This is a genomic window from Pseudorhodobacter sp. MZDSW-24AT (assembly GCF_002794355.1).
GTDB lineage: Bacteria > Pseudomonadota > Alphaproteobacteria > Rhodobacterales > Rhodobacteraceae > Pseudotabrizicola.
This window is the reverse complement of the sequence record NZ_PGOI01000007.1, coordinates 441,574-458,547: the sequence shown is the minus strand read 5'-3', so window position 1 is coordinate 458,547 and position 16,974 is coordinate 441,574. Positions and strand designations below refer to the sequence as shown.

Below are 16,974 nucleotides of genomic sequence, written 5' to 3'. Positions count from 1 at the left end.
GGGACCTCATGTCTGCGGGACGGGATGCCAGCCTCCGGTTTCAGAGGCGGCAAAGGCGGTGTCGATGATCTGCGCGACGGCCAGCCCGTCGCGGAAAGTGGGCCAGACGGGCGTGCGGCTGTGGATGGCCTGCAGGAAATCGCGGGCTTCAAGGATGATCTGGTCCTGATAGCCGGTGCCATGGCCGGGGCCTTGGCAGAAGGCGCCATAATCGGGATGCGCGGGGCCGGTGAGGATGCGGGCAAAGCCGCGCGTGGCCTGCGGCCCTTCGGCGCGGTAGAGATGCACCGCGTTCTGATCTTCCTGATCAAAGCGGATCGCGCCCTTGGTGCCGTGGATTTCATAGGCATAGCCCATCTTGCGTCCGGTCGCCACGCGGCTGACGAACAGATGCCCCATCACGCCCGAGGCAAAGCGCAGCATCAGCTGGGCTTGGTCGTCATTCGTGACGGGTTCCGGGCCATGCGGGCCGGGGCGGCTGTGATGGATGGTTTCGATGCGGGCCGACAGCGCGGCGACCGGGCCCATCAGCGCCAAGAGGCAGTTGATGGGATGCGGGGCCAGATCGCCCATGCAGCCATTGGCGCGGCCTTGCGTGCGCCATGTGGGCGGCAAGGCCGGATCGGCCAGAAAATCTTCGGTATGTTCGCCGCGAAACCATGTGGGGGTGCCGATGGCGTTTTCGGCCAGCAACTGCCGCACGAATTGGGTGGCGGGGGTGCGGACGTAGTTGAAGCCGATCATGTTGGGCAGGTTGGCCGCCTCGGCGGCGGCGACCATGGCGCGGGCATCATCCAGCGAGGCGCCCAGCGGCTTTTCGCAGAACACGGCTTTGCCCGCCGCGAAAGCGGCAAGCGCGATGGCGCGGTGGGTGGCTTGGGGTGCGGCGATCACCACGGCCTGCACCTTTGGATCGGCGACGAGATCGCGCCAGTCATCGGTGCCGCGCGCAAAGCCATAAGCGGCACGGTAGCGTTCGGCCGAGGCGGGGGTGGTGGCGGCGATGACCTGCAAGCGCGGGCGCAGTGCGGTGTTGAACAAGGGTCCGACGGCCGAGAGCGCCACCGCATGGGCCTTGCCCATGTAGCCGCCGCCCACCAGCCCGATCCCGATGTCTTGCACCTGTAAGCCTCCCCGCTTGCAGCCGCTGATGTCGCCGATGTTGCAACCGGTTGCAAAAGGTGTATCCTGACTTGGCTATCCGCGCAAGGGGGGAGTGGGGATGCCAGCAGGGGGAAGACCTTGGCGGATCGTGGCGCAGGCAGGCGCGCCTCGCCCCGGTGGGGGCGCCGTGGCCCGGGCCGGCGGGTTGCAAAGCATGGCGCTGCGGGCCAGCGCGCCCAAGGCGGACACAGGCCGCGCGTTGCACGGGCGGGGGCTGTGATGGCCGATCTGGCGCGGCTTGCGGGACGGAGTTTTCTGGTGATCGGGCGGGCGGGGATGGACCTTTATGCCGATCCGCCCGGCACGCGGGTGGACGCGGCCACGCAATTCAGCGCGGCCTTGGGCGGGTCTGCGGCCAATATCGCGGTGGCTTTGGTGCGGCAGGGCTGCCGTGCGGCACTGCTGACCTGTGTGTCGGATGATGCGGTGGGGCGGTTTTGCCTTGCGCAGCTTGGCGCCTTTGGCGTGGACCGGGCGCATGTGCGCGCGGTGGCAGGCGAAAGGCGCACGTCGCTGGCGGTGGTGGAGACCCGGATGGAAGACGGCCAATCGGTGATTTATCGCAACAATGCGGCCGATTTTGCCCTGACTGTTTCCGATGTCAAAGCGGCGAAACCCGCCCGTTTTTCGGCGCTGATCCTGACGGGCACCGCGCTGGCGGCCGAGCCGTCGCGTGGGGCGGTGGCCCGGGCCGTGGCTCTGGCGCGCGCGGCGGGGGTGCCGGTGGTGTTTGATGTGGATTATCGGCCCTATTCCTGGACTTCGGCGGCAGAGGCGGCGGCGGTTTACGCCGAGGTTGCGGCGCTGTGCGATGTGGTGGTGGGCAATGAAGAAGAGTTCGCCGTGATGGCCGGGCCGGGGCAGCGCGGGCTGGATCGGGCGCGCGGGCTGATCGAGGCCGGGGCGCAGATCGTGGTTTACAAGCGCGGAGAGGCGGGGGCGGTCACGCTCACGCGAGAGGCTGCCTTTGCCACCGGCGTTTTCCCCACGCGGGCGATCAAGCCGACCGGCGCGGGGGACAGTTTTCTGGGGGCCTTTGTCGCGGGGCTTGCCACAGGGGCGCAGGTGCGCGCGGCGGTGCTGCGCGGATCGGCGGCGGCGGCCATGGTGGTGGCACGGGTGGGCTGTGCCCCGGCGATGCCCAGCCGCGCCGAGGTGGATGCGTTTCTGGCCCGGACCCCGCCCCCGCCGCAAGAAGGAGACCCGGATGCATATTCCCCCCCATGACAACCAGAATCGCGCGATTGTGGATCGGGACCACCCGCTGGTGCCGCTGGTTTACTTCAACATCCTGCGCCTGCGCCCCGGCGCGGTGTTCGACTATCGCACCCCCGGCTATGAAACCTGCGTGGTGCCCGCCACCGGCACGGTGACGGTGGAGACAGCCGGTGACACTTTCGCGGCCATCGGTCAGCGCGGGGCGGATGTCTGGGATGGCGCGCCCGAGGGGGTTTATGTGCCGCAAGACACAGGCGCGCGGATCACCGCCTTGTCAGCGACCGAGGTGTTCATCGCCGGGGCGCGCTTTCACGAGACCTTGCGCCCCTTTGCCGTGCGGGCCGATCAGATTGACGTGGTGCAATACGGATCGGATGACACCAAGACCCATCGCAAGATCAAGCACATCCTTGGCGCCGCCTATCATGACCGGGTGGGGCGGCTGTTGGTCAGCGAGCTTTACACGGTGGGGGCGGGGGGGTGGTCGGGCTTTCCCAGTCACAAGCATGACACCGACCGTTTGCCAGAAGAAACGCGGCATGACGAATGCTACAACTTCCGCTTTCGGCCCGATTACGGATCGGGGATGCAGATGTTGCAGCGCGAGGACAATCTGCCGGGCGAGGCCTATCACATTCTGAACGGGTCCACGGTGCTGATCGACCGGGGCTATCATCCTTGCTGTGTGCTGCCGGGGTATGAGATGTATTACTTCACCATTCTGGGCGGGCAGAGCCAGCGCAGCCTGAAGCAGTTCTTCCAGCCCACCCATGCGGCGCAAGTGCAGACCATTCCGGGGATCATGGACATGGTGGCCAAGTTCAAATGACGCTTGTCAGCTTGCGCGATGTGCTGCCGCCGGCGCTGGCGCAGGGCTATGCGGTGCCGGGGTTGGTATGTCTGGGATGGGAGGATGCGCGTGCCTTTGTCGCCGCCGCCGAGGCCGAGCGCGCGCCGGTGATCCTTCAGGCGGGGCCGGGGGCGCGGGCGCATATGCCGCTGGCGGTCTGGGCGGCGATGTTCCGGCATCTGGCGGCGGAGGCAAGCGTGCCGGTGGTGGCGCATCTGGACCATGGCGCTTCGATCAAGGAATGCGGTGCGGCGCTGGATCTGGGGTTCAGTTCGGTGATGATCGATGGATCACGCCTGCCGCTGGCGCAGAACATCGACCTGACGGCGCAGGTGGCGGCGCTTGCGCATGCGGCGGGGGCGTCTTGCGAAGGCGAGATCGGTTTTGTCGGCTATGCCGGGGGGGCGGCCTCGGCGGGGACCGATCCGGGGGAGGCGGCGCGCTTTGCGCAGGAGACGGGCGTGGATGCGATGGCGGTTTCTGTGGGAAATGTGCATCTACAAGAGGCGGCGGGCGCGGGGCTGGATCTGGCGCGGCTGCGGGCGATCGAGGCGGTGACCGAGGTGGCTTTGGTCATCCATGGCGGATCTGGCGTGCCGGGGCCGGAGCGGACGATGCTGGCCGCGCAAAGCCGGATTGCCAAGTTCAACATCGGCACCGAGTTGCGCATGGCCTTTGGCGCGGCGCTGCGCCGCGCGGTGGCGCGCGATCCGGCCCGGTTTGACCGGATCGCGCTGTTGCAGGACACCGAAGCCCCCATGATGGCGGCCACGCGCGGCATTTTCCGCGCGCTGGGCACCTCGGGCCGGGCCTAGCCGCGTGCGGCGACGCGTGATTGATAGCCTGACAGTTCGGCCAGCAAGGCCGCGCCGCTGACCACCCCGGCGCGGGCGCAGAATTCTTCCCAGACGGCGGCAAAGGGCAGGTCTTTCGCCTCTTCCGTCAGGATGAGACGGGTGGTGTAGTCCAGCGCCGCTTCCGCCGCCTTGAGCCGGGTCTGTGGCAGCAGAAGCGCGCGCAGCAGCGCCTTTTGCATGTTGCGGGTGCCGATGACCCAAGCGGCGGTGCGGCTGATGGTGGCATCAAAGAAATCGAGCCCGATGTGGGTGCGGCCCAGAAGATCCGCGAAGACCAGTTCCTGCGCCATCGCCAGAATGTCATCGTTGAGCAAGATCACATGGTCACTGTCCCAGCGCACCGGGCGCGAGACATGGAGAAGCAACTCATCAACCGAAAGCGCCACGGCAGAAAGTTTGTCGGCAACGTTTTCGGTGGGGTGGAAATGGCCCATGTCAAGACAGAGGAGGGTGCCCTTGCGGATGGCATAGCCAAGGTAGAATTCATGGCTGCCCACGGTGCAGGATTCGACCCCGATGCCGAAGAGTTTTGATTCCACCGCGTCGCGCATCTGCGATTTGGGCAAGGGGTTGGCCATCATCGCGTCGAGCGATGCGTTCAGCCTGCGCCGCGCGGCCATCCGGTCCACCGGCGTATCCTTGGACCCGTCGGGCACCCAGATGTTGTTGATGACCGGACGGCCCAAGGCCGCGCCCATCTGGGCCGCGATGTCCCGGCTGCGCCGCCCGTGCTCGATCCAGAAGTCGCGGATGCCGGCATCGGGGTGCGACAGGGTGAGGTTGTCATCGGCCTTTGGGTGGGCAAAGAAGGTCGGGTTGAAATCAAGACCAAGGCCTTGGGATTTTGCCCAATCCACCCAAGGCGCGAAGTGGCGGTATTCGATGGCGTCGCGGTCGGGCGACTCGTCGGTGTCCATATAAAAGGCGTGCAGGTTCAGCCGGTGTTTTCCGGGGATCTGGGCATAGGCAAATTCCAGATCGACGCGCAATTCGGCCACGTTGCGGGCGCGGCCGGGGTGGTTGCCGGTGGCCTGAATGCCGCCGCCCGCGGTGCCGGACTTGCGCTCGAACCCCTTCACATCATCGCCTTGCCAGCAATGCATCGAGATCGGGATCGCGGCCAGCGCCGTCAGCGCGGCTTCGGTATCGACGCCCCAATCGGCAAAGCGTTGGCGGGCGGAAGCGTATGCGTTTGCCATTCTGGCCCCCCTTAGCGCGTGAACGCTTCTTTGTTGCCCGCATCCACATTCAGGATGTTGCCGGTGGATTTCGCGGTGAGGTCGGAGGCAAAGAAATAGACGCCTTCTGCAATGTCTTCGGGCAGCACCGACCGTTTCAGAAGCGAGCGTTGGCGATACATTTCCTCCAGCCCGTCCTTGTCGGTTTTATAGGTGCTGGCGCGCTGGTCCAGCCATTCGCCTGACCAGATCCGCGACCCGCGCAGCACGGCATCGGGGTTGACGGTGTTGACGCGGATGCCCGCCTCGGCCCCTTCAAGCGCAAGGCAGCGGGCCAGATGGATCTCGGCCGCCTTGGCGGTGCAATAGGCGCTGGCATTGGGGCTTGCGGCAAGGCCGTTTTTCGAGGCGACAAAGATCACCGAGCCGCCGATGCCTTGGCTGCGCATCAGGCGGAAGGCTTCGCGCGAGACAAGGAAATAGCCGGTGGACAAGATGTCCATGTTCTTGTTCCACAGGGCAAGGCTGGTGTCTTCGATCGGGGCCGAAGAGGCGATGCCCGCGTTGGACACCAGAATGTCGATGCCGCCAAACGCGAGCGCGGTCTGCGCATAGGCGGCGGCCACTTGCGGTTCCTCGGTGACATTCATCGCCACATGGCGCACCACATCGGCCCCATAGCGATCGGACAGGGTTCTGGCCATGGCGGTAACGGCGGCGCTGTCAATATCGGCGAGCATCACGCAGGCGCCTTCGCGCAGCAAGCGTTCGGCGGTGGCGGCACCAATGCCGCCCGCGCCGCCCGTGACCAGCGCCACCCGCCCCGCGAGCGATTTCGGTTTTGGCAGGCGCTGCAGCTTGGCCTCTTCCAGAAGCCAGTATTCGATGTCAAAGGCCTCTTGCTCGGGCAGCGCCTGATAGGTGGAGACAAGGCTTGCGCCGCGCATCACGTTGATGGCGTTGACGTAGAATTCGCCCGAGATGCGGGCCGTGGACTTGTCCAGCGCGAAGGTGATCATGCCCACACCCGGCACCAGATAGACCACGGCGTTCGGGTCGCGCAGGGCGGGGCTGTCCGCGTGTTTGCAGCGGTCGTAATAGGCGGCGTAATCGGCGCGGTAGGCATCGACGGCGGCGGGCAGGGTGGCCACGGTGGCGTCAAGGTCGGGGGCGGCGGGGTCGAACGCCACCACCAGCGGGCGGATCTTGGTGCGCAGGAAATGGTCGGGGCAGGAGGTGCCAAGGGGGGCGAGCGTGTCCAGCATCGCCGAGCCCACGAAGTCCAGCACGGCAGGGCTGTCGTCGAAATGCCCGACCTTGTGGCGGTCTTTCGAGATCAGGCCCCGGATCACCGGCATCAGCCGCGCGGCGACGGCGCGGCGGTCTTCGGGCGCCAGCGTTGGGCGCGATTGCCCGCCAAAGGCGGGCTTGCCTGCGGATTTCGCCGCCAGCCAATCCGCCGCCTGATTGATGATGTCGAGCGTGGTCAGGTAGCAGTCTTTCGCATCATCGGCCCAAGTGAACAGGCCGTGGCTTTCCAGCACGCAGCCGCGCGCCTGCGGATTGTCGCGGCAAAAGGCCTGAAGCCAGAGGCCGAGTTCAAAGCCGGGTTTCTTCCACGGCAGCCAGCCGATCGCGTCGCCGAAGATTTCGGCGGTCAACTCCTTGGAATTGACCGAAGCCGCGATGGCGATGATGGCGTCGGAATGGACATGGTCCACATGCTTGCGCGGCACATAGGCGTGCAGCGGCGTGTCGATGCTGGCCGCGCGCGGGTTCAGCGCAAAGGTGCAATGGGGCAGGTAGCCCACCATTTCATCTTCATGCGCAACGCCGCGATAGAGCGCCGGAAGGGCGTTCAGCTTGTCCATGTAAAGGGTGGAGAACCCGTCCATCTTCATCGAGCCGATGTCGCCGCCCGACCCCTTGACCCAGAGCACCTCGACCCTCTGGCCGGTCAGGGGATCGCGTTCCATCACCTTGGCGCTGGTGTTGCCGCCGCCGTAATTCGTCACCCGCTTGTCCGAGCCAAGGAGGTTGGAGCGGTAGAGCAGCTTTTCCGACTCGCTCATGGTGCTTGCGCGGGCATCATCCCACAGGTTTTGCAGCCGGTTTTCGGTGATGGTCATGAAATCCTCCTCGCCCATGGCGGCAAATGTGCCAAGCTGCGGCTTTTTGTCAATCATAAACGATCAACTTCAATCATTCTGCGGTGCAGAAAGAATGGCTGTGATTGAAAATGATTGACACTGAGCGATTCCAGTGGAGTATGGCGTTTCAAGGAGACTGAAATGCACGAGAGCGAACGGCACAGGGTGATACTTTCCGCCATCGAGGGGCGCCCCGTGGTGACGGTGGCCGATTTGGTCACGCTGACCGGGTCTTCCGAGGCGACGATCCGGCGCGATATCGCCACGTTGCATGTGCAGAAAAAGCTGCGCCGGGTGCGGGGCGGGGCGGAATCGATTGCGCCGCCGCAATTCGTGGGCATCAACGCGCGGCCCTTCAGCGTGAACGAAGGCATCCGGCTGGCGGAAAAGCGGGCGATTGCGCGGGCGGCGGTGGACCTGTGCGCCGATGGCGAGGCGATCATCATCAACGGCGGCACCACCACCTTTCAGATGGTGCATCCGCTGACGGCCAAGCGCTGTCAGGTGTTCACCAACAGCTTTCCGATTGCCGAGCATCTGCTGAAGCATTCGAAGAACACGGTGCTGCTTCCGGCGGGCGCGATCTACCGCGAGCAGAACATCATCCTGTCGCCGTTTGACGAGGATGGCAGCCGCCATTTCTATGCGCGGCGGATGTTCATGGGGTGCCGGGGCTTGGGTCCGCTGGGGTTGATGGAGGGCGACCCCTTGCTGGTGCAGGCCGAGCAAAAGCTGATCGGGCAGGCGGATGAATTGGTGGTGCTGGCCGACAGCACCAAATTCGCCGCGCGGTCGAGCCTTTTGCTCTGTGCGCTGTCGCGCATTCACACTGTCATCACCGATGACGGGATCACAGACCGCGATGCCGCCATGCTGGAGGCTGCGGATATCAGGCTGATCGTGACGCAGGTGGGCGTTGCGGACAGGAGCGAGGACCGCACAGGCGAAGCCTGAGGCGGAGGGGAAACGGCTCATATGGGAGGAACGCATGGGCATGTGGAAGAAGGCACTGACGACGGCGGCGATGGCAACCGTGCTGATGGCGCAGACTGCGGCGGCCGAGGACGTGAAGATCGCTCTGGTGGTCAAGGCGCTGGGCATCGGGTTCTTTGAAGCGGCGGCCAAGGGGGCCGAAGAGGCGGCGGCGGAACTGGGCGATGTAGAGATCATCTACACCGGCCCGACCAGCACCACCGCCGAAGGCCAGATCGAAGTGATCAACGCGCTGATCGCGCAAGGCGTGGATGCGATTGCGATTTCCGCCAATGACCCCGATGCCGTGGCCCCGGCGCTGCAACGCGCGATGGAGCGCGGGATCAAGGTGATCTCGTGGGATTCGGGCGTGGCCAAGGAAGGCCGCCTGATGCATCTGAACCCGTCGTCCTCGGCGCTGATCGGCAATACCATCATCAAGCTGGCGGCGGATCATATCGAAGGCACCGGCGATGTGGCGATCCTGTCGGCGACCTCGACTTCGACCAACCAGAACATCTGGATCGAAGAGGCCAAGAAGGTGTTGCCGAACTATCCGAATGTGAACCTTGTGGCGACGGTTTACGGCGACGATCTGGCCGACAAGTCCTATCGTGAGGCCCAAGGATTGATGGCCACCTATCCGAACCTGAAGGCGATCATCGCGCCGACCACGGTGGGGATTCTGGCCGCAAGCCAAGCGGTGACGGATGCGGGCAAGATCGGTGAGATCAACGTGACGGGCCTTGGCCTGCCGTCGGAAATGGCGGGTGCGGTGGAATCGGGGGCGACGATCAGCTTTGCGATCTGGAACCCGATTGATCTGGGCTATGCGGCAACGATGCTGTCCTACAACCTGATCAAGGGGGCCGAGGCGGCACCCGGCGCGTCCATTCCGATGGGGCGGATCGGCGCGGCCACGCTGGACGACAATCTGGAGGCGGCGATGTCGGACCCCTTCACCTATGACAAGTCGAACATCGAAGAGTTCAAGTCGATCTTCTGATCTGTCATGTGCCCCGGCTGGCGGCTCCCCCGGCCGGGGCTTTTGCTTCCAAAGGAATCCGTGATGAATCCCGTCCTGTCGCTGCGCGGCATTTCCAAGTCATTTCCGGGGGTCAAGGCGCTGAGCGCGGTGCAGCTTGACCTGTATCCGGGGCAGGTGACGGCCCTGATCGGTGAGAATGGCGCTGGCAAATCGACCATCGTGAAGGTGTTGACGGGAGTGTATCAGCCTGATGACGGCCAGATCCTGATGGGCGGGGCCGAGGTGCAGTTTCCCACCGCACAGGCCGCGAGTGCGGCAGGGGTGACGGCCATTCATCAGGAAACCGTGCTGTTTGACGAGATGACGGTGGCCGAGAACATCTGGCTGGGCCATGCGCCGCGCACGCGGCTGGGCCTGATCGACCGGCGGGCGATGCGCGACGGCGCGGTGCGGTTGCTGGAGGGGATCGGCGCCAAGCTGAACCCCGATCTGCGGCTGCGCGATCTGGGGATTGCGTCCAAGCATCTGGTGGCCATCGCGCGGGCGCTGTCGATTGATGCGCGGGTGGTGATCATGGATGAACCCACGGCGGCGCTGAGCCACAAGGAGATTCACGAGCTTTATGAGCTGGTCGATACGCTGAAGGCGCAAGGCAAGGCGATCCTGTTCATCAGCCACAAGTTTGACGAGATCTTTCGCATCGCTGACCGCTATACTGTGTTCCGCGATGGGCAGTTTGTCGGCGCGGGTGCGATGGCGGATGTGGCCGAGGCCGATCTGGTGCAGATGATGGTGGGCCGGTCGGTCGATCAGATTTTCCCGGCGCGTGCCCGCAACATCGGCGCGCCGGTTCTGACCGTGGCGGGCTACAGCCACCCGACCGAGTTTGCCGACATCGGTTTCACCCTGCACCGGGGCGAGATCCTGGGGTTTTATGGGCTTGTCGGGGCCGGGCGGTCCGAGGTGATGCAGGCGCTGTTCGGGATCACGCGGCCGTCTAAGGGGGCCACGCGGATTGATGATCAGGTGCGGGTGATCCGGTCCACGGCAGAGGCGATTGCGGCGGGGATTGTCTATGTGCCCGAGGATCGCGGCAAGCAAGGCGCGGTCAAGGGGTTGCCGATCTTTCAGAATGTGACGCTGCCGTCGCTGGCGCGCACGTCGCGGGCAGGGTTCCTGCGGCTGGCCGAGGAGTTCAAGCTGGCGCGCGACTATACGCAGCGGCTGGACCTGCGGGCGGCAAGTCTGGATCAGGATGTGGGGCTGTTGTCGGGCGGCAACCAGCAAAAGGTGGTGATCGCCAAATGGCTGGCGACCAAGCCCCGTGTGATCATTCTGGACGAGCCGACCAAAGGCATCGACATCGGGTCAAAGGCGGCGGTGCATGAATTCATGGCCGAGCTCGCCGCCGAAGGGTTGGCGGTGATCATGGTCAGTTCGGAAATCCCCGAGGTGCTGGGCATGTCGGACCGGGTGATCGTGATGCGCGAAGGGCGGATCGTGGACGAGGTGACCGGGGACCGGATGACGCCCGAGGTTCTGGTGCGCGCGGCGGCCGGATTGGCGGTGGCGGCATGAGCCTTTTGAAATCGCGTGAGGCGCTGCTGGCGCTGGCCATTCTGGTGCTGATCGGCGTGGTGGCGGCGCGCTTTCCGGCCTTTGTGCGGCCGGGAAATCTGGCCAATGTGTTCAACGACACCTCGCCGCTGATCATTCTGGCCATCGGGCAGATGATCGTGATCCTGACAAAGTGCATCGACCTTTCGGTGGCGGCGAACCTTGCGCTGTGCGGCATGGTGGCGGCCTTGATGAACGGGGCAGGGGTGCCGCTGGCCGTGATCCTGCCGGGGGTGATCGTGCTGGGCGGGGCCTTGGGCGCGGTGAACGGCGTGCTGGTGTGGAAGCTGGGCATCCCGTCGATTGTGGTGACGCTGGGCACGATGACGATTTTCCGCGGGTCGATCTTCTTGATGACCGGCGGGCAATGGGTGAACGCGCATCAGATGAGCGAGGCGTTCAAGGCGCTGCCGCGCACGGTTCTGCTGGGCCTGCCGGTGATGAGCTGGATGGCGATTGCGCTGATCGCGCTGTTTGGCGTGGTGCTGACGCGCACCGCGCTGGGCCGGGCCTTCTATGCGGTGGGCGGCAATCCCCATGCGGCGGTTTACGCCGGGATCAACGTGGGGCGCACGCAGTTTGCGGCTTTTGTGATCTCGGGCGCGCTGGCGGGGCTTGCGGGCTATCTGTGGGTGGCGCGCTATGCGGTGGCCTATGTCGATATCGCGAGCGGGTTCGAGCTGGACGTGGTGGCGGCCTGCGTGATCGGCGGGGTGGCCATCGCGGGCGGCGCGGGCACCATCACCGGGGCGGTGCTGGGGGCGCTGTTTCTGGGCGTGATCAAGAACGCCCTGCCCGTGGTTGGCATCTCTCCGTTCTGGCAGATGGCGATTTCCGGCGCGGCCATCGTGCTGGCCGTGGCCTTCAACGCAACGCAATCGCGGGCTTCGGGCCGCATCATCCTGAAATCAGCCGAGGCAAGATGACCCCCCAGACCCGTGTTCTGCCCGATCGTCTGCAATCCCCCGCCGTCCGCGCGCTGCGCAGTTGGGAGGCGATTCTGGTAGCGGTGGCGATTGCCGTGTTTGTCACCAACAGTTTCGCCTCGCCCTATTTCCTGAATGCGTGGAACCTGTCGGATGCGACCTTCAACTTCACCGAAAAGGCGCTGATCGCCTTTGCCATGGCCCTGCTGATCATCTCCGGAGAGATCGATCTTTCGGTCGCGTCGATCATCGCGCTGGCCTCCACCGCGATGGGGGTGGCGATGGCGGCGGGGGCAGAGACGCCCGTGCTGGTGCTGATCGGGATTGGCACCGGGCTTTTGTGCGGGGTGATCAACGGCGCGCTGGTGGCGGGGTTGGGCCTGCCGTCCATTGTGGTGACGATCGGCACCATGAGCCTGTTTCGCGGGATCGCCTATATCGTTCTGGGCGACAAGGCGTTCACCGGCTATCCGGCCAGCTTCAAGTTCTTTGGCCAAGGCTATGTCTGGTGGGTGTTCAGCTTTGAACTGGCGCTGTTTGCCGGGATGGCGGTGGTGTATTACCTGCTTTTGCACCGCACGAGCTTTGGCCGCGCGGTCTTTGCCATTGGCAACAATGCCACCGCCGCGCAGTTTTCCGGCATCCGGGTGGCGCGGGTGCGGTTCATCCTGTTCCTGCTGACCGGCGTGATGAGCGGGATTGCCGCCGTCTGCCTAACGTCACGGCTTGGGTCCACCCGGCCCTCCATCGCGACGGGGTGGGAGCTGGAGGTGGTCACCATGGTGGTGCTGGGCGGGGTCAGCATCTTGGGCGGGTCGGGGAGCATTCCGGGCGTGGTGCTGGCGGCGCTGATCATGGGGATGGTCACCTTTGGCTTTGGCCTGTTGAACGTGCCGGGCATTGTGATGAGCATTTTTCTGGGGCTGTTGCTGATTGGCGTGATCGCGCTGCCCCGTTTGCTGCGGAGGAGATGATGCAGAAACATGCGTTCAAGATGCGGCTGCATCCGGGGGCCGAGGCGGAATACATCCGCCGCCATGATGCGATCTGGCCCGAGTTGGTGGCGCTGTTGAAGGATGCGGGGGTGGAGGATTATTCCATCCATCTGGACCGCGACAGCCGCATTCTTTTTGGCGTGCTGTGGCGGCGGGACGATCATGGCATGGACGCTCTGCCCGCCCATCCGGTGATGCAGCGCTGGTGGGCGCATATGGCCGATCTGATGGAGACGCATCCGGACAACGCCCCGGTGGCCGAGCCATTGGTGACCGTGTTCCACATGCCATGAGGCATGCGGCGATCATCGACATTGGCAAGACCAATGTGAAACTGGCGCTGGTGGATCTGGCCACGCGGGCCGAGGTGGCGGTGCGGACCACGCCCAATCTTGTGCGCCCCGGCCCGCCTTGGCCGCATTTCGACACCGAGGCACAGTGGGATTTTCTGTGCGACGCCTTGCGCGAGATGGCGGTCCGTCATGGGGTGGATGCGATTGGCGTGACGACCCATGGCGCCTGTGCCGCGCTGCTTGACGCGCAGGGCGATCTGGCGGCGCCGGTGCTCGATTATGAACATGACGGGCCCGACAGTTACCGCGCGGCCTATGAGGCGATCCGCCCCCCCTTTGCCCGCACGGGAAGCCCCGGGCTGCCGCTGGGGCTCAATCTGGGGGCGCAGCTGTTCTGGCAGTTGCGGGTGGACCCGGGCCTGCGCGACCGCATTGCCCATGTGGTGTTGTGGCCGCAATATTGGGGGCATCGGCTGACGGGGGCGGTGGCCAGCGACATCTGCTCGCTGGGGTGCCACACCGATTTGTGGGAGCCGGGCGCGCGCGGGTTTTCCAGCCTTCCGGCGGCGCTGGGCCTGCACGGGCGGATGGCGCCGCCGCGCCTGCCGGGCGAGGTGCTGGGGGTGCTCCGCCCCGCCTTGCAGGCCGCGCTGGGGATTGGCGCGGTGCCGGTGATCTGCGGGTTGCATGACAGCAATGCCTCGCTGCTCCCGCATCTGCGGGCGCGCGCGGCCCCGTTTGCGGTGGTCTCGACCGGGACTTGGGTGATTTCCATGGCGGTCGGCGGGGCGGATGTGGCGTTGGACCCCACGCGCGATACGCTGATCAACGTGAACGCGCTGGGCGATCCGGTGCCTTCGGCCCGGTTCATGGGCGGGCGGGAATATGAGCTGATGCGGCCGCAAGGGGACGCGCAAGGTGACGCGGCCGATGCCGAGGCCGTGCTGACGCGCGGCGTGATGCTGCGGCCGGCGGTGGTGCGCGACAGTGGGCCTTTTCAAGGGCGGCAGGGCGGGTGGACGGTGGAGCCCGCGACCGACGGCCAGCGCGCGGTGGCCTTGGGCTATTACCTTGGCCTGATGACGGCGGAATCGCTCGCGCAGATCGGGGCGGCGGGGCCGAGCGTGATCGAAGGGCCGTTCGCCGCCAACCCGTGGTTTTGCGCCATGCTGCGCGCGGCGACGGGACGCGCGGTGGTGCGGTCACCCATGCGAACGGGCACCGCCATTGGCACCGCGCTGTTGTTTCAGGACAGCGCCCCGCTTGCCGAACCGCCGGCGGCGGAGCCTGCCCCCGACCCCCGGCTGCGGGCCTATGCCGCGCAGTGGCGCGCCCATGCCGGATAACGCAGGGGTGACAGGCTGCCCCGTTGCCCAAAGGCGGGAAATCGGGCAAGGGAGGGCCATGGATCTGACCCGAAAGGTGCCCCGATGCCCATATCCGCCGCCGCCCGGACCCTGCTGAAAGCCCCGCTGCTTGCGCTGTGTGCGGTGGTGGCGATGACCGCTGCGGCGCAGGCGCATGGGGTGACGGCGGGGGGGCTGGAGATCATCCACCCGCATATCCTTGCGCCCAATCCGATGGCGAAATCGGCGGCGGGCTATATGGCGATCGCCAATGAGGGCGGCACGGCGGACCGTCTGATCGGGGTTGAGGTGCCTTTGGTGCCGCGCGCCGAACTGCATGTGACCGAGCTTGGCGCCGATGGCGTGGCGCGGATGCAGCATGTGGAGAGCATCGAGATCCCGGCGGGCGAAACCCTGCTGCTGGAGCGCGGCGGGCTGCACATCATGCTGATGGGGCTGAGCGCGCCTTTTGAAGAAGGTCAGATGCTGCCCGGCACGCTGATCTTTGAACAGGCGGGCCGTGTGGCGGTGGAGTTCAGCGTGGACCCGGCTGACGGCGCCGATCATTCCGCCATGGGGCATTAAGCCCGGTCAGCGGTAGCGGCGGAAGAACCGCGAGCGGTCATAAAGCGTTTCCAGCCGCTTCATGCGGCCTTCGGTTTCGCCCCAAGTGCGGCTTTGCACGCTGGCCAGCAGCGTTTCCACCAGCACAAGGATCGACACGGTGGAATCCCATGCCGAGGGCGCTTCGATATGGCAGGTGAGCGTGTGGCGGGCATGGGCGGCGGCGGGGCTGACCCAGCGGTCGGTGATGACCGCCACCTCGGCCCCCTGTTCCACCGCCAGTTCCACCAGTTGCAGGACCGAGTTTTCATAGCGGCGGATGTCGAACACCACCAGCACATCGCCCGGTTTCATGTCCAGAAGCGCGGGGGGCCAAGTGTTGGACATGTCTGACAGCAGCGTGACCTCGGGGCGGATCACCTTCATCAGCGACACAAGGTAATCGGCATGGGCATGGGTGATGCGCCCGCCCATGGCAAAGATGCGCCGCGACGGATCGGCCAGCAGCGCCACCACCTGATCGAACACCGCATGGTCAATCTGGCTGAGCGTGGCTTGCAGATTGGCGACCACCGCATCGGCAAAGCGGTTCAGGATATGGGTGTCGGGCGCGCCCCCGGCCCAGCGGTCATGTTTGACAAGCGGCGATTCCAGCATCGCCCCCACCTCGCCGCGCAAGGCGGCCTGATAATCGGGATAGCCGCGATAGCCCAGTTTCTGGCACAGGCGCACCACGGTGGGGGTGGAGACTTCAGCCGCCTGCGCCAGTGCTGTGATCGAGCCAAGCGCCGCCACTGGATAATGGCGCAGGATATGGGTGGCCACCTGCCGCTCGGCCCGGGTCAGGTCGGGCAGGGCGGCGCGCATCTTGTCTTCGACGCCAAGGGGAAGGTCCATGTCCATGCCTTTATTGTCCATGCTGTGCCCGGCTGAACGGCACAGGCCCGGGAAGATCGCACGTGATTGTGCAAGCGAGTGTGCGTGATTTTAGAAATGATTGTAACAGAAATTCTTCAGAAGAAAAATTCTTGACAGACGCGCGTGGCATCAGGAAGCCTAGGGGCGGCGACAAGGGGGCCGAGTCACGCATGAGCCTGCATTCCACCCAGACAGAGTTCGCGGCCCATGTGGAGCGCCGGGAGGGCCGCAGTGCGATCTTGCTGGTCTGTGAACATGCAAGCAATGCTTTTCCCGCGCCTTGGGGCACGCTGGGCCTGACCGAGGGGCAGCAATCTGCCCATGTGGCTTGGGACCCGGGCGCGCTGGATCTGGCACGGTGCCTGTCGGCGCGGCTGGATGCGGCGCTGGTGCATGCGCCGGTCAGCCGCTTGATCTATGACCTGAACCGGGGGCCCGCGCGGGCCGATGCGATGGCCGCGCGGTCCGAGGTTCATGAGATTCCGGGCAATGCGGATCTGACGCCGCAAGACCGGTTGCAGCGGACCGAGGCGCTGTATCTGCCGTTTCACACCGCGCTGCACGCCGAGGTGGCGCGACGGCTGGCGCTGGGGCAGGCGACGGTTCTGGTGACGATCCATTCCTTTACCCCCATCTACCACGGCCAGAAGCGCCGGGTGGAGTTCGGGGTGATCCATGATGCCGATGACCGCATGGCCCGCGCCATCGTGGCCGAGGCCGAGGCCGGGACCGATCTGATCTGTGGGCTGAATGCGCCCTATTCGGCGGCGGATGGCGTGACGCATACGCTGCGCTTGCAGGCAACGCCTTATGGTCTTGCCAATGCCATGCTGGAAATCCGCAACGACCTGATCGCCACGCAAGCGCAGGCCGAGGGGATGGCCGACCGTCTGGCCCCGGTCTTGCAGGCGGCGCTGGCCCGTCTGACGGAGGATTAG

General features: G+C 65.5%; 16 protein-coding genes. 12 read left to right on the top strand and 4 right to left on the bottom strand.

All coding sequences use genetic code 11. The features are described 5' to 3' along the window. Window positions 1-6 precede the first annotated feature (6 nt). On the bottom strand, window positions 7-1,122 hold the full coding sequence (locus tag CUR21_RS08245; RefSeq protein WP_100196520.1) for a Gfo/Idh/MocA family protein: 1,116 nt from the start codon (window positions 1,120-1,122) through the stop codon (window positions 7-9). A 261-nt stretch (window positions 1,123-1,383) separates the two neighbouring features. Between CUR21_RS08245 and iolC the strand changes: the two genes are divergently transcribed. The 3 genes from iolC to CUR21_RS08230 are packed head-to-tail and all read left to right on the top strand — an operon-like array spanning window position 1,384 to window position 4,047. Beyond that, the gene (gene iolC, locus CUR21_RS08240; protein ID WP_100196519.1) at window positions 1,384-2,391 is read left to right on the top strand and encodes a 5-dehydro-2-deoxygluconokinase; all 1,008 of its coding nucleotides are present in this window, start codon (window positions 1,384-1,386) and stop codon (window positions 2,389-2,391) included. Next, the gene (locus CUR21_RS08235; RefSeq protein ID WP_100196518.1) at window positions 2,372-3,211 is read left to right on the top strand and encodes a 5-deoxy-glucuronate isomerase; all 840 of its coding nucleotides are present in this window, start codon (window positions 2,372-2,374) and stop codon (window positions 3,209-3,211) included. The genes iolC and CUR21_RS08235 overlap by 20 nt, the downstream gene beginning before the upstream one ends. Continuing rightward, window positions 3,208-4,047, top strand: coding sequence for a class II fructose-bisphosphate aldolase (locus tag CUR21_RS08230; RefSeq protein WP_100196517.1), 840 nt, complete (start codon window positions 3,208-3,210; stop codon window positions 4,045-4,047). The genes CUR21_RS08235 and CUR21_RS08230 overlap by 4 nt, the downstream gene beginning before the upstream one ends. Here the strand turns inward: CUR21_RS08230 and CUR21_RS08225 are convergent. Next, window positions 4,044-5,288, bottom strand: a complete 1,245-nt coding sequence (locus tag CUR21_RS08225) for an L-rhamnose isomerase (protein WP_100196516.1) — start codon at window positions 5,286-5,288, stop codon at window positions 4,044-4,046. The genes CUR21_RS08230 and CUR21_RS08225 overlap by 4 nt on opposite strands. An 11-nt stretch (window positions 5,289-5,299) precedes the next feature. Then, the gene (locus CUR21_RS08220; RefSeq protein WP_100196806.1) at window positions 5,300-7,396 is read right to left on the bottom strand and encodes a bifunctional rhamnulose-1-phosphate aldolase/short-chain dehydrogenase; all 2,097 of its coding nucleotides are present in this window, start codon (window positions 7,394-7,396) and stop codon (window positions 5,300-5,302) included. A gap of 162 nt (window positions 7,397-7,558) precedes the next feature. Between CUR21_RS08220 and CUR21_RS08215 the strand changes: the two genes are divergently transcribed. The 8 genes from CUR21_RS08215 to CUR21_RS08180 all read left to right on the top strand — a co-directional run bounded on the left by CUR21_RS08215 (window position 7,559) and on the right by CUR21_RS08180 (window position 15,139). Further along, window positions 7,559-8,371, top strand: coding sequence for a DeoR/GlpR family DNA-binding transcription regulator (locus CUR21_RS08215; protein WP_100196515.1), 813 nt, complete (start codon window positions 7,559-7,561; stop codon window positions 8,369-8,371). Window positions 8,372-8,405: 34 nt separating this feature from the next. Further along, entirely contained in the window at window positions 8,406-9,395 is a 990-nt protein-coding gene (gene rhaS / locus CUR21_RS08210; protein ID WP_100196514.1) for a rhamnose ABC transporter substrate-binding protein, read from the top strand. Window positions 9,396-9,458: 63 nt separating this feature from the next. After that, a complete protein-coding gene (locus CUR21_RS08205) occupies window positions 9,459-10,955 on the top strand; it encodes a sugar ABC transporter ATP-binding protein (RefSeq protein ID WP_100196513.1) in 1,497 nt (498 codons plus the stop codon). Further along, entirely contained in the window at window positions 10,952-11,920 is a 969-nt protein-coding gene (locus tag CUR21_RS08200) for an ABC transporter permease (RefSeq protein WP_100196512.1), read from the top strand. Before CUR21_RS08205 ends, CUR21_RS08200 begins: the two co-directional genes overlap by 4 nt. Then, window positions 11,917-12,894: an ABC transporter permease gene (locus tag CUR21_RS08195; protein ID WP_198431648.1), complete on the top strand. Its 978-nt coding sequence runs from the start codon at window positions 11,917-11,919 to the stop codon at window positions 12,892-12,894. The genes CUR21_RS08200 and CUR21_RS08195 overlap by 4 nt, the downstream gene beginning before the upstream one ends. Then, window positions 12,894-13,208, top strand: a complete 315-nt coding sequence (gene rhaM / locus CUR21_RS08190) for an L-rhamnose mutarotase (protein WP_198431647.1) — start codon at window positions 12,894-12,896, stop codon at window positions 13,206-13,208. The genes CUR21_RS08195 and rhaM overlap by 1 nt, the downstream gene beginning before the upstream one ends. After that, window positions 13,205-14,554 (top strand): FGGY-family carbohydrate kinase, encoded by a 1,350-nt coding sequence (locus CUR21_RS08185; protein WP_100196510.1) that lies wholly within the window; start codon window positions 13,205-13,207, stop codon window positions 14,552-14,554. The genes rhaM and CUR21_RS08185 overlap by 4 nt, the downstream gene beginning before the upstream one ends. Window positions 14,555-14,638: 84 nt before the next feature. Then, entirely contained in the window at window positions 14,639-15,139 is a 501-nt protein-coding gene (locus CUR21_RS08180) for a copper chaperone PCu(A)C (RefSeq protein ID WP_232622723.1), read from the top strand. 6 nt (window positions 15,140-15,145) lie between these two features. Here CUR21_RS08180 and CUR21_RS08175 read toward each other — a convergent pair whose 3' ends face one another. Next, window positions 15,146-16,015: a MurR/RpiR family transcriptional regulator gene (locus CUR21_RS08175; RefSeq protein WP_100196509.1), complete on the bottom strand. Its 870-nt coding sequence runs from the start codon at window positions 16,013-16,015 to the stop codon at window positions 15,146-15,148. Between the two features lie 191 nt (window positions 16,016-16,206). On the opposite strand from CUR21_RS08175, the gene CUR21_RS08170 reads away from it, so the two are divergent. After that, window positions 16,207-16,974 carry an N-formylglutamate amidohydrolase gene (locus CUR21_RS08170; protein WP_100196508.1) on the top strand — a complete coding sequence of 256 codons (768 nt, stop codon included), beginning with the start codon at window positions 16,207-16,209 and terminating at the stop codon, window positions 16,972-16,974.